At 37.3% G+C, this 13,094-nt stretch carries 12 protein-coding genes; 2 read left to right on the plus strand and 10 right to left on the minus strand.

Annotated elements, in window-relative coordinates; genetic code table 11:
- Window positions 1-69 precede the first annotated feature (69 nt).
- On the plus strand, window positions 70-2,451 hold the full coding sequence (locus tag AC3A54_RS00145) for an immune inhibitor A domain-containing protein (RefSeq protein WP_487652952.1): 2,382 nt from the start codon (window positions 70-72) through the stop codon (window positions 2,449-2,451).
- Window positions 2,452-2,711: 260 nt separating this feature from the next.
- Here AC3A54_RS00145 and AC3A54_RS00150 read toward each other — a convergent pair whose 3' ends face one another.
- The 10 genes from AC3A54_RS00150 to queC form a co-directional block, all read right to left on the minus strand.
- Window positions 2,712-3,200 carry a L,D-transpeptidase family protein gene (locus AC3A54_RS00150; protein WP_487652953.1) on the minus strand — a complete coding sequence of 163 codons (489 nt, stop codon included), beginning with the start codon at window positions 3,198-3,200 and terminating at the stop codon, window positions 2,712-2,714.
- A 105-nt stretch (window positions 3,201-3,305) separates the two neighbouring features.
- Window positions 3,306-3,569 (minus strand): metal-sensitive transcriptional regulator, encoded by a 264-nt coding sequence (locus AC3A54_RS00155; RefSeq protein ID WP_308083649.1) that lies wholly within the window; start codon window positions 3,567-3,569, stop codon window positions 3,306-3,308.
- Between the two features lie 63 nt (window positions 3,570-3,632).
- Complete coding sequence (locus tag AC3A54_RS00160) at window positions 3,633-6,101, minus strand: CoA-disulfide reductase (RefSeq protein ID WP_487652954.1); 2,469 nt, start codon at window positions 6,099-6,101, stop codon at window positions 3,633-3,635.
- A gap of 133 nt (window positions 6,102-6,234) precedes the next feature.
- Window positions 6,235-7,737 (minus strand): aminotransferase class V-fold PLP-dependent enzyme, encoded by a 1,503-nt coding sequence (locus AC3A54_RS00165; RefSeq protein ID WP_487652955.1) that lies wholly within the window; start codon window positions 7,735-7,737, stop codon window positions 6,235-6,237.
- A gap of 181 nt (window positions 7,738-7,918) precedes the next feature.
- On the minus strand, window positions 7,919-8,266 hold the full coding sequence (locus tag AC3A54_RS00170) for a hypothetical protein (RefSeq protein ID WP_413309629.1): 348 nt from the start codon (window positions 8,264-8,266) through the stop codon (window positions 7,919-7,921).
- 179 nt (window positions 8,267-8,445) lie between these two features.
- Window positions 8,446-9,267 carry a DUF2935 domain-containing protein gene (locus AC3A54_RS00175; protein ID WP_487652956.1) on the minus strand — a complete coding sequence of 274 codons (822 nt, stop codon included), beginning with the start codon at window positions 9,265-9,267 and terminating at the stop codon, window positions 8,446-8,448.
- A 54-nt stretch (window positions 9,268-9,321) separates the two neighbouring features.
- Window positions 9,322-10,050 (minus strand): polysaccharide deacetylase family protein, encoded by a 729-nt coding sequence (locus AC3A54_RS00180; protein WP_487652957.1) that lies wholly within the window; start codon window positions 10,048-10,050, stop codon window positions 9,322-9,324.
- 85 nt (window positions 10,051-10,135) lie between these two features.
- A complete protein-coding gene (gene queE / locus AC3A54_RS00185; protein ID WP_487652958.1) occupies window positions 10,136-10,864 on the minus strand; it encodes a 7-carboxy-7-deazaguanine synthase QueE in 729 nt (242 codons plus the stop codon).
- Window positions 10,857-11,339: a 6-carboxytetrahydropterin synthase QueD gene (gene queD, locus AC3A54_RS00190; protein WP_487652959.1), complete on the minus strand. Its 483-nt coding sequence runs from the start codon at window positions 11,337-11,339 to the stop codon at window positions 10,857-10,859. Before queD ends, queE begins: the two co-directional genes overlap by 8 nt.
- Window positions 11,340-11,343: 4 nt before the next feature.
- Window positions 11,344-12,003, minus strand: a complete 660-nt coding sequence (queC, locus tag AC3A54_RS00195; RefSeq protein ID WP_335548412.1) for a 7-cyano-7-deazaguanine synthase QueC — start codon at window positions 12,001-12,003, stop codon at window positions 11,344-11,346.
- Between the two features lie 264 nt (window positions 12,004-12,267).
- On the opposite strand from queC, the gene AC3A54_RS00200 reads away from it, so the two are divergent.
- Entirely contained in the window at window positions 12,268-13,056 is a 789-nt protein-coding gene (locus tag AC3A54_RS00200) for an HAD family hydrolase (protein WP_487652960.1), read from the plus strand.
- Window positions 13,057-13,094: the final 38 nt, after the last annotated feature.

Here is a 13,094-nt window from a genome sequence, read left to right on the forward strand (position 1 = left end):
CTCCTATTGTCTTGTCCTAATTTTCAAAATATTATTGAAAAGCAAGATAATATTTTAAGGGGGAGTTTCATGAAGAAACTATTAAAAACAGGGCTTTCTACTGCAGTCCTAGCTGGAACATTGTTTGCCGGCTTTCCTGGTAACTACGCTAGTACTTCTAGTGATGTCCTGAAAAAACCAACCACAGTTTCACATTCTTATGGTTCACTAGATTTAGCTGTCGTTAATGAAGATAAACTACTAGAGTCCCTCATTAAGCAAGGTGTTATTTCTAAAAATGCCTCTACTGCTGAACAACAAAAAGCTTTACATAGCTACTTAGAGTTAAAGGGAAAACAAGATAAAGCCACAGAAGTTGATCCTCTAGCTGCAAAGGTTAAAGCTGCAGAAGCAAAGAAACAAAAGAAATTTAAAGACTTCCAATATGGTCTTCTAAAAGGAAACGGAAATAAAACTGGACAGTTAAAGGGTAATCCTGAGCCTGTACAAGAAGGTACATCTCCAGGTATACAGAAAAAAGGTAAACTTTTAACCCTAATGGTAGAGTACTCTGACTTTGCACACAATAATATTAAACCCACTGAAACAGATAACTATTATCCAGATTATACACCAGACCATTTTGAAAAAATGATCTTTGGAGAAAAAGGCGAATTTAAAGGACCTAAAGGAGAAGATCAGGTTTCGCAAAAGCAATTTTATGAAGAACAATCTGGTGGTACTTATACCGTTGAAGGTAAAGCTTATGGGTGGTTAAAGGTACCAGGTACAGCTGCCTATTATGGGGCTGATAAAGCTTCAGGTGGTCATGACAATGTTACACCAGGTGGTGCAAAGCAATTAGTCAGAGATGCACTTATTGCTGCCAAAGCAAAAGGTGTACCTTTACAAGACTATGATTTAGAAGACCCCCATGACTTAAATGGAAACGGAAATTTTTGGGAGCCGGATGGATTAGTAGATCACCTACAAATCATTCACTCTGGTATGGGTCAAGAAGCTGGCGGGGGAACACTTGGGAATGACGCAATTTGGTCTCACCGTTCTGCAGTATTCTACGATCCAGATGGACTAGGAACAGGTTTACCAGGATTCTATGACTACACAGTAATGCCTGAAGATGGGGCAACTGGTGTTTTCGCACACGAATATGGCCATGATTTAGGTCTTCCTGATGAATACGATACTATTTATTCTGGAACAGGTGAAGCTGTTGGATATTGGTCTATTATGGCAAGCGGCTCATGGGCAGGTAAAGTTCCAGGTGCTGAACCGACAGGCTTCTCTCCTTTTGCTAAGTCGTATTTCCAATCAACACTTGGAGGAAAATGGACAGCACCAACAGTGGTAAACTGGGACGATGTCTCAACTAAAGGAACACAGTTTTTACTAGACCAAGCAAATTCACCACTTGGAAAAAATAATCAGGCAATCCAAGTTAACCTACCACAGAAGAAAACCTATGTTAATACTCCGACTGGCTCCTATGAGTATTGGGGCGGTCAAGCAGATGAAATTGATACAAATATGGTTACTTCAGTGGATTTAACAGGAAAAACCTCGGCTACATTATCATTCGACACTTGGTACAAAACAGAAGAAAAATGGGATTTCGCATTCGTGCAGGTATCGACAGATAATGGGGCTACATGGAATTCCTTATCAAATGACCACACACGATCAGATTTTGATTCTCAAGCATATCCAACGGTTCAAACGTCTGTACCTGGTTTCACTGGGGATTCAAATGGTTGGATAAATGAAAAATTTGACCTATCTAGTTATGCTGGCCAAAAAGTACAGCTTCGTTTCCGTTATATAACTGATTGGGGAACTTCTGAAGCTGGTTTCTATGTAGATAACATCAAAGTCACTGCAGACAATGTTACTCTATTAGAAAATGATGCAGAAACTGCAACAACATCTCCATTTACATTACACGGTTTCGAAAAATCAGACGGAAATAAGTATTCTGACCATTATTACTTATTAGAGTGGCGTAACCAAAATGGTGTTGATGAAGGTCTAGCCCATATTAAACGTGGACAATCCTTAATGAGCTACGATGGCGGATTGGTTGTTTGGTATGTTGACCCTACTTACACTAATAACTGGACAGGCATTAATCCTGGGGAAGGATTCCTAGGAGTTGTAGATGCACACATTAACGACCTTAAATGGAACACAGGGGTAGAAGCTAGTACTCGTTTCCATATTGCAGATGCAGCCTTTGGTTTAAATCCAACTTCTGGTTTAAATATTGATTATCCAGGTATTCAAACACTAGTTGAACCGAGTCAGGAAGCTGTATCTTTATTTAATGACAATAATAATTTCATGAATACATTTATGCCAGATGCAGGTCGAAATGTCGGTAATTACGGACTAAAAGTTCGTGTAAACGGACAAGCAAAAGACAAATCCGTAGGTTCCATTGTAATCTATAAATAATTAACAGTCCCACCCTCTTCTTTTAGAAGGTGGGATTTTTTTGTAATTTTAACATAAAAATCTTTTCCTTTGTTGGAGACCGCTTTAGTCAATTGGCGTTACTTGCAATACTTTTACACGGCTAATTAGAGGGCTTTTCTATAGTAACCTGGGTATAATCTACTTCCTATGGACACTGAGAATGAATCTTTTTATGAAAGAAGGAAGCTTGTCACTGTTGCTTATAATTAAAACGACTGATTTTAGTCAGCCGTTTTATCTTATGGACGAATCATTACCCGAGTACCATTTGGGACCATATCTGCGAGTTGCATCACATCTCGGTTATACATTCTTACACAGCCATGTGAAACAGCTTTTCCAATAGAACTTGGATCGTTGGTTCCGTGAATCCCGTACCCCTGTTTGGATAATGACATCCACAATACTCCGAATGGACCCCCTGGATTATACTGACGATTAACAATTACATAATCACCCGATGGGGTCTGTGTTAACATTTTCCCAACGGCAATTGGAAAAATTTTAACAAGCCTTCCGTTGTTGAATAAAGTAAGTCTTCGTTTCCCAACAGATATTTGGATGGAATAGGGAATGCTGCTTGGCTCTGGCAAACCAGGAATCTGGATATGCTGCCCCACCTGCAAATGCCCCACCCCTGGATTTGCAGCATAAAGGCGGCGGAGACTTACTCGGTAATTAGCTGAAATAATGCTCAGCGTTTCACCGGGCTTAACAATATGAATCATGCTATCCCACCTTTCTCTGATAGCATATGCCCATGACAGTTACTGGTTGCCTGCCTTGTTTTAAAAAGAAAAACGCCTATCAATTATTGATAGACGTTTCCCTATTTACCTACTTTTCACTAGCATATTAACTGCCTCTTCAACAAGCTTTGAAGAATCTTCATTGCCGGCTTCCATGGACTCACGAATGCAATGTTCGAGATTAGAACTAACAATAACAGCGATTGTCCTGTCAATCGCAGATCTTGCAGCAGATAGCTGGGTAATCACTTCTTTACATTCCTTACCTTCCTCTATCATTCTCAAGATGCCTTTTATTTGTCCTTCAGCCCGTTTCAAACGATTAATTGCCTTATCGTCGTAGATCAATATACTCACCTCTGTTGTATAGATTTTAAGCGATAATCCCACAGAAGTCTATCGAAATACTTATTAAATAAACAAATTCAATCCAGAATCCTCGGCATCACCAAGGTAGGAAGCCACTCCGCCAATATCAACGCCGTCGATTAATTCTTCTTGTTTAATCCCCATAATGTCCATTGACATAGAGCAGGCTACAAGTTTAACCCCTGCATCCATTGCGTTTTTCATCAATGTTTCTAAGCTATCAACATTCTTTCTTTCCATTGCATGGTTAATCATTTTGGCACCCATTCCCCCCATATTCATTTTTGAAAGAGGAAGCTCACTAGCACCCTTTGGCATCATCATACCAAACATTTTCTCTACTAAATCTTTTTGTACAGGAGGTGCATCTTTACGTCGCAGAACATTTAAGCCCCAGAAGGTAAAGAACATGGTTACTTTTTTGCCCATGGCTGCAGCACCGCAGGCAATGATGAAGGAGGCAATTGTTTTATCAAGATCACCACTAAATACTACCATGGTAGTTCCATCCTTTGCTGCTGGCACAGCTGTTCCCTGAACAGGGTTCACCGCTTCCTTCGATCCTTTTTGAATATAAGCCTTAAATTTCTTATCTTCATATTTACTATTTAATAACGTATTGCCTGTTTTACTTGACCAAGATTGAATATCTTTAGCAAACCCAGGGTCAGTAGCATGAACTTCCAGAATCTCACCATCATTCATACCATCTATTGCTTGGTATACCTTCATGATTGGTCCAGGGCATTGTAAACCACAGGCATTAATTAATATAGTATCAACAGGTTCAACATTGGTCTTATTCACTTTTATCCCCTCGATCATGCCAGAATCATTGATTTTGACCTCATTACTTTTTTGCTTATCATCAAACACACTTGAATAAGTCTTAAATCCGCCGTCAAGATTCTTTACTTTAAATCCATTTTGCGCGAGGATACGTGCACCTAAATAACCGCGTAGACCAACCTGGCAAGTTAAATAGATAGTTTGATTCTTAGGCAGTTCTTCTAAACGATCCCTTAATTCTCCAAGAGGGATATTAATGGAACCTGCTATATAACCCATTTCTCTTTCAATCGGCTCTCGAACATCAATTAATAACCCACCATCTTGTACAATTTCATCAATTTCATGCCATTGAACGGTTTCAACTCTTCCTTCCGCAATATTACTTGCTGCATAGCCAGCCAAATTAACTGGATCTTTCGCTGATGAAAATGGAGGTGCGTAAGCAAGTTCTAGGTCTGGCAAATCAAATATGGTTAACCCGCCTTTAATTGCTGTTGCAATCACATCGATTCTCTTGTCTGCCCCATCATAGGAAACAGCTTGTGCACCAAATATTTTTCCAGTTTCTTTTTCAAAAATTAGCTTCAGTGCGATTGGAAAAACTCCTGGATAATAGCCAGCATGTGAACCAGGATGTACGTGTACAACCTCATAAGGAATTCCTAAGCGTTTTAACGTCTTTTCGTTATTTCCTGTAGCGGCAACGGTCATATCAAAGACCTTTGCGATGGATGTTCCCAGTGTTCCTTTGTAACGTACTGCAATTCCATTGATATGATCCGCTACAATTCTTCCCTGGCGGTTGGCTGGCCATGCTAATGGAATTTGAGTTGGTTGCCCATTGATATAATCCTTCACTTCAATGGCATCCCCAATCGCATATATACTTGGATCTTTTGTTTGAAGGTATTCATTCACCTGAATGCCACCGCGCCCGCCTACTTGTAATCCCGCGCCTATAGCTAATTGATTTTCTGGTTTAACTCCTATAGCTAGGATAATCATGTCAGTATCCATTTTTTGACCACTTGTTAACTTTACGATTTTACCATTTTGTTCAAATGCTTCTACACCATCTTCAAGGATTAAGTTCACACCTTTTTCACGAAGGTGACCATGTAAAATTGTAGCCATTTCAAAATCAATTGGGGCCATAATTTGGTTAGACATTTCAATTAAAGTTACTTCAATTCCTAAATCCCATAGGTTCTCTGCCATTTCAATTCCGATGAATCCTCCGCCGACAACAGTAGCTTTCTTCGGTTTGTTTGTATCAACATAGGACTTAATTTTATCTGTATCTGGAATATTTCTTAAAGTAAACAGAGATTCCGCTGTCTCAATTCCTGTGATTGGTGGTTTAATAGGACTTGCACCTGGTGATAAAACAAGCACGTCATACGATTCTTCGTATGTTTCACCCGTCCTTACATGTTTTACTTCTACTGTCTTTCTTTCTCGATTAATTTTTATTACTTCGCTTAAGTTACGAATATCAAGGTTGAATTTTTTAGACATACCCTCTACTGTTTGAACTAACAGCTTGTCTCTTTCTGAAATCGTACCACCAATATAGTAAGGCAAACCACAGTTTGCAAAGGAAATGTATTCCCCTCTTTCAAACATGACGATTTCAGCTTGCTCATCTAATCTTCTCATTCTTGCTGCTGTTGTTGCTCCCCCTGCTACCCCACCTACTATAACAATTTTCTTAGACATCTATGATTACCTTCTTTCGAATGAATAGTTACTTTTTAATACTATATGTGAAGTATAGCACAAACTATAGGTACGTATAGGGGTATAGGTAAACGTTCAAAAAATGGTCATAAATTGACCATTTTTAATAAAATCATTCAAATCGAAAAAGATTCCCCATGTCTTCTCTCTTGTGGTTAACAAAGAAGTAATCATTGCTCGTCGAGTCATAAAAATAGTCTTTTTTCCATTCATTTATGTTTATTGATATTTCCTTCACAGCTTTTACAAACATAATAATTTCATCATTTGTCGTAATAGGATGTAAGGAAAAGCGCACCCAACCGGGTTTACCAGATAAATCTCCAAGATTTATTTTTTCAGTAATCTCCTTTGAAGAATCCTGATCAATTTCAAATAGATAATGACCATAGGTTCCTGCACAAGAGCATCCGCCCCGTACTTGGATTCCATAGCGATCATTCAGTAGGCGAACCATTAAATTGTAATGTATATTCTCCATGTAAAATGAAACAATCCCCAAACGGTTTGTTATATGACCATCTAAAACATGTAGTCCAGGTATTTCTGCTAATTGAGGTAGTAAACTATCAAGCTGTTCTTTTTCTCTTTTGAGTATATTGGTTATCCCCATTTGATTTTTCAAGTTAATACATAGGGCCGTTCGGATTGCTTGTAATATTCCAGGGGTCCCTCCGTCCTCACGTAGTTCGATATCCTTATAATACTGATGCTTCCCCCATGGATTCGTCCAGGTTACCGTCCCTCCTCCTGGGTGATCTGGAACATGATTGAAATATAATCTTGTATCAAAAACTAATACCCCACTTGTTCCAGGTCCCCCTAAGAATTTATGGGGAGAGAAAAAGATTGCATCGAGTTTCTCTAATGGATCCTTGGGATGCATATCAATCGTTACATATGGTGCAGATGCAGCGAAATCAATAAAACACACACCTCCATGTTGATGCATGATTTTTGCTAATTGGTGGTAGGGTGTTTGAATCCCCGTGACATTGGAACATGCTGTAAACGAACCGATTTTCAGTGGTCTGTCCTTATACTGATAAAGCAGTTGTTCGAGTTGTTGCACATCCACTTCCCCGTCTTTATCTGGACTTAATATAACCACGTCGCCCAAAGTTTCAAGCCAGGATGTTTGATTTGAATGATGTTCCATATGGGTTAGAAAGATAATTGGTCGCTCTTTTTCGGTTAGGTTCAAACGATGCTTCCATTTCTCATGTACTCGAATACCTAATAAACGCTGCAACTTATTGATTACTGATGTCATTCCAAATCCATCCAGGATAACCGCATCATGCTGATCCCCATTTACATGTTCCTTTATGATTTTCCTAGAATGCTTATAGATTCCAGTCATCATCAAACTGGTAATGTTTGATTCGGTATGTGTATTTGCCATAAAAGGTCCAAAAATCTCCGAGATTTTCTGCTCAATGGGACGATAAAGTCTTCCACTTGCCGTCCAATCTGCATAGATGATTTTCTTTTTTCCGTAAGGAGCATCAAACTCCTGATCCATCCCAATGACATGAGAACGAAATCTTTGAAAATATTTTTCAAGGTTATCCGGTATTGTGTAGGTTTTACTTCCAATCGTTGCGGTGATCATTTGTTTCACACCTCACAAAAAAATTCTGTTATTCAATATATGCATGACACTTAACCACTTGTTCATAAAAAGCCGCCAAACAGTTTGCGACTTTAAATCTTACGAATCTTAATTAAGACAAAAAACAACCCAATCAAGGTATGAGTGGGTTGTAAGTGGATTAATGATAAGATTCCTTATCTTAAAATGTAGTAATTTTAGCTGTTTCTTTTCTTGTTACTTCTTCAATTTTTTGAATAAACATTTGAAAAACTCTTCTTTTTTCCTCTAAATCTTTTATGTATTCTTTCAACTGATTATAACTTTCCTCAAATGGCTTATGGTACATTTGGCGAATATTTTCTATTATTTCTTCATTAACCGTTGATTGTATTACTTGCTTCGTAATTCCATATTTATATGAATAAACCTTCAGTTCCTGCGCAACTTCATCATATTCATTAGCTATCTCATTTAAGACTAATGAGATATCATCCTTCCACTCGTCCAGTGACTTTTGCAAATATGATTTTGCTATGGTCTCTTCCATATTAACACCTGCCTTCTAAAGTCTACATAACGTTTACACTATTATAATGATATTAGGTTACATAGAGATGTCGGACAGTTTACAAAGTTTTATCAATCGAACATTTCAATAGATTCACTAGTTTAAGATGCACTAGTGAAAAAAATGCATCATTTTATAGATGCATTTTTCCAATTCATTTAAATAAAAGATGGTTTTTTTAACGAACATTGAGAACCCTCTGTATGAAGTTCTGGGGCAAAATCCGCCAGTTTTTTTATAAAATAACAAGTTTCGGGAAAGTGATGTTCAATAAACCGTAAAGTAGTTTTATTTAATATTCTTTCCCCTTTGTATTTTTCTACGGAAGACCTAACAAACAAATTCATTTCAATAACAGCTTTTCCTACCTCTAATGCAAGTTCTTTTTGTCGTGGGAATCCCTGTTCGGTAAATCGTAAATAACCTTTTATATGGTGATTTTGCAAGATAAACATTTGGAACTTCTGTGCGAATGCCTCCGATTGTCTTTCTATCGCTATTTCAATAGGGTCTAGTACATTCCTTAATAAAATGATATGCCCTAACTGATCCTCCAGCCATAAATCTAAAAGCTGGTCAAGCCTTAGTGGCTCCGGAATTTGACCATTTACGAAGTATGACAATAAACGTAAATATTCTTGATTTTCATTCAATGTCCCATTTAAATACGTTGGAGACAAGTTTAGGTTAATTTGATTTTGGATTCTTAGATTTTGCATATGGCCTTCAAACCGGTAATACTCATATGCTACTGAATATGCTTGCTTTGCCAATGCAATTTGTTCTTCAGACGAAATTTCAATCCCAGAATGTAACTGCCTAAGGTTATTAAGTACTATCCCAAAAGATTGGATAAATCTTTCAGCAATTGATATTTCCTTTTGTTCTTCAACAGACAAATGATCACGAACAAAAATCGCATGATCCTGTAATATCTCCAACCAAAAAAAATGCTCTTCCCACACACTAATTGTAGTCATCGCTTCCCCCCCTCTTAAAAAATCATATTCAAGAGGATCTTCGACTATATCAAGTTACTTTACTAAATTAATAAATTCGTCAAGGGTAGTTGAATACTTAACATATATTCTTGGTAATAAATAAAGCTCATTCTTTATTCCAGACGGGAAAAAAACTTCTGGTGTGGTGGTAAGACCAAATCTATAATATTTCTTTGCCTCTGAAATTACTTTGTCATTGGTATTTCCATAAGGATAAGAAAGGACAATTACTGGTTTTCCTGTTATTTTCTCGACTTTATCCTTAGAATTCTTTAATTCATAATCTACATTCTCTGTCTTCGTTAAATCAGGGTGTGTGACTGTATGTGATTGAACTGAAAACAATCCGGAATCTGCCATCATTTTTAAGTCTGAGTTAGAAAGACGGTTGGACCTGCCGATAAAATCAGAGATAACAAAAATAGTTCCCATTGGTTTAAAGTGCCTAGTTTTTAATTTTTGAAAAATAGCATAGGCATTTAAATTATTTTTGTATCCATCGTCAAAGGTAATAAAAATGGGTTTAGTTACATGATCGACTTCTTGCCACCGTTCAAATGTTAAGAGAGTGTACCCATGGTCACGTAAAAACGCCATTTGTTTTTCAAAATTTTCAGGGGTTACATACAGCTCTTTTGATCCATGTCCATTGTATTCTGCAATAGAATGATAAACTAAGATTGGCACTTTTTTCTCAGCATACGCGATTTCCTCATGTCTGAACACATAAAAACATAGGAACAGGAATAGTAACTTTTTCATAGAATTCCTCACTTTTTCTTTTTTAATAGTATCCCATATGTGAAAAATCCTATAAAAAAAAGCTGCATGCTGCAGCTTTTAATCACTATACTCCTCTTTTGTTTCCCCACAAATAGGTATGCAATTGTGGTAGCACTCTTACATTGGAAAATTCTTGATCCTCCATCACCTTGTTAATTAGCCAATCATATTTACTTAATAGACGGCTTATCAGCTCCTGATTATCCGATGTTGTGATATCATCATTACCAACCTGTAGATAAAAAGGGATCGTCGGATATCGGAGGTACACACCTTTTGCATATTCATAATCACGCTCATCAAATATGACTACTTTTAAGCTAACACGATTGGACGAATCCTTCTCTTCCAACTTCTTTATAATGGAATCTAGAATCGTGAAGTCTGTAACCATTGTTGAGCTTGGTGGCTTTGGAGATATGGTTAATTCATCAATTTCTAAAAACCAATCCTGCCATTTACTCCCCTGAGTTTCAAGGCAGATTTTAATATCGTTTTTCTTTAAAAGAGCGATTAAGTTAGCTAAATTCTTTAATAAAGCAGGATTACCGCCTGATATAGTAACATGGGAAAATCCAGCTCCACCAAGATTTCTTAGCTCTTCCCATATTTCTTCTGCCAGCATCAGCTTTGTGTCATCTTTACCGGTCCCATCCCATGTAAAAGAGGAATCACACCAGCTGCATGAATAATCACAGCCTGCCGTTCTCACAAACATCGTTTTCTGACCAATGACCATTCCTTCTCCTTGAATGGTTGGACCGAAGATTTCCATTACTGGTATTTTACTCAACTTCCATCCACTCCCTTCTAGCTTCAGCATAGCTAGTAGGTGTTTCAAATAAACGAACAAATTCTACTCTTGCACCAAGGTATTGCTGCTGTCTTCCTTCCTTAAGGAGAGCCTCTGCCATTTTTTCATAAATCCAAACAACAATATTTTCTGCCGTTGTATTCATAGGGGGGAGTGTTTCATTCAAATATTTATGGTCAAGGTGAATTTCAATTTCATTTTTCCAAATCTCTTTTATATCACCAAAGTCCATCATTAAACCACGGTCATCGACAAACCCGCTTAATCCGAAGACTACTTTATAGGTGTGACCGTGCAAATTCTTACATTTTCCCTCGTAGCAATGTAAATGATGTGCAGAATCAAAAGTAAATTCCTTACTTACTAATACTCGCTTATGATGATATTTCAGCTGTTCTTTTTTAATATCTTCATCAATCTTTTGGAGTTTATCGACAATTCGAAAGCCATACATGAGATTATAACTCCTTTCTTACTTTAAGATATTCGTCCAAGCCTCTTTTTCTTAGCTTACAGGCAGGACATTCCCCGCAACCATCAGCAATTACTCCGTTGTAGCAAGTTAGTGTCTTTTCTCTGACAAACTCTAACGCTCCAAGTTCATCGGCTAATTTCCAAGTTTCTGCTTTATCGATCCACATAAGTGGAGTATGAATGACAAATTGTGAATCCATTGATAAGTTAAGTGTTACATTTAACGATTTTACAAAAATATCTCGACAGTCCGGATAACCGCTAAAATCCGTTTCACATACACCAGTGACAATATGTTTAGCGCCAATTTGACTCGCTAAAATACCGGCAAACGTTAAAAACACTAGATTTCTTCCAGGAACAAATGAAGATGGCAATCCACCTTCTTCTCCATCCTTTACATCTATATCATCCCGCGTCAACGCACTAGGAGCTAATTGATTTAAGAGAGCCATATCTAAAATATGGTGCCTGACACCAAGCTCAATTGCTATACTTTTTGCACACTCAATTTCAAGGCTATGACGCTGGTTATAATCAAAGGTCACTACCTCAACTTCATTAAAGTTTTTTAATGCCCAAAATAAACAAGTAGTACTATCCTGACCACCACTAAAGACAACTAAAGCTTTGCTGTTTTTCATATCCTTCATTCTCCTTAAATAGGAAAAACAGCACTACTAAGAAAGCAGTGCTGTTTCTCTTAGTTTTTTTTGAGAGGGGTGCTAGAACCTCTTTCGCAAAAAGCGAATTTTATTTTTATTTTCCGCTACTAACTATACCATAAATTATAAATTTTCATAGAGAAAAATTTTTCTAACTATCTTTTATCCACCGTTGAATGAAATATCTATGAAATAAGAAATAAGTGGTAAACTAGTTGTATGATTACAAAAAGGAGACCATTTATGACCGATTACAAAATCTTATTTTTAGATATCGATGGAACACTAGTTACACCAGAGGACACGATCGAAGAATCAACCAAAGAGGCTGTTTCTCAAATTCAGGAAAAAGGAATAGAAGTTTTTCTAGCAACTGGTCGTCCGCTTCACGAAATTGATGACCTTGCGAAGGAATTGAATATTAACTCTTTTATTGGCTATAACGGAGCATACGCAATATATCAAGGACAAGATATCTTTCAAGAACCGATGAACAGCGAAACCGTGAGACATTTTCTAGACATTGCCGCAGCAAACCAGCATCAGGCAGTTCTGTATACGCATGAAAAGAACTACTATACAGATTTAAACTCACAAATGATGAATGAATTTATAAAAAAATTCCATTTACATAAGAATGAAATCTATTCTCCTTCTATTAACAACAGTGTATTAGGGATGACATTGGTCAATCTCCAAGAAAATGAGGCGTCTCTTTATAACAGTGAGGAAGGAATCCATTTATCCCAAGTCAATGTAGAGGGCATGAGGCATTGCTATGATGTGATTAGAGACAAAGTGAACAAAGGCTATGGGGTTCAAATGGTTTTAAAGCGTCTCGACTTGAATAAAGAAAGTTCTATTGCCTTTGGTGATGGAATGAATGATAAAGAAATGCTTCAGAATGTAGGAGAGAGTTTTGCTATGGGGAATGGTCATCCAGAGCTTTTTCAATATGCGAAACATAAAACCACAGATGTGACCAACTCTGGTATATATAATGGATTAAAAAAGCTTAAACTAGTAAAATAAATATGAAGAATAATTTTAAATCAAAAGAGGTTGACTCA

The sequence above is a fragment of the Neobacillus sp. Soil_C_43 genome (assembly GCF_057656715.1).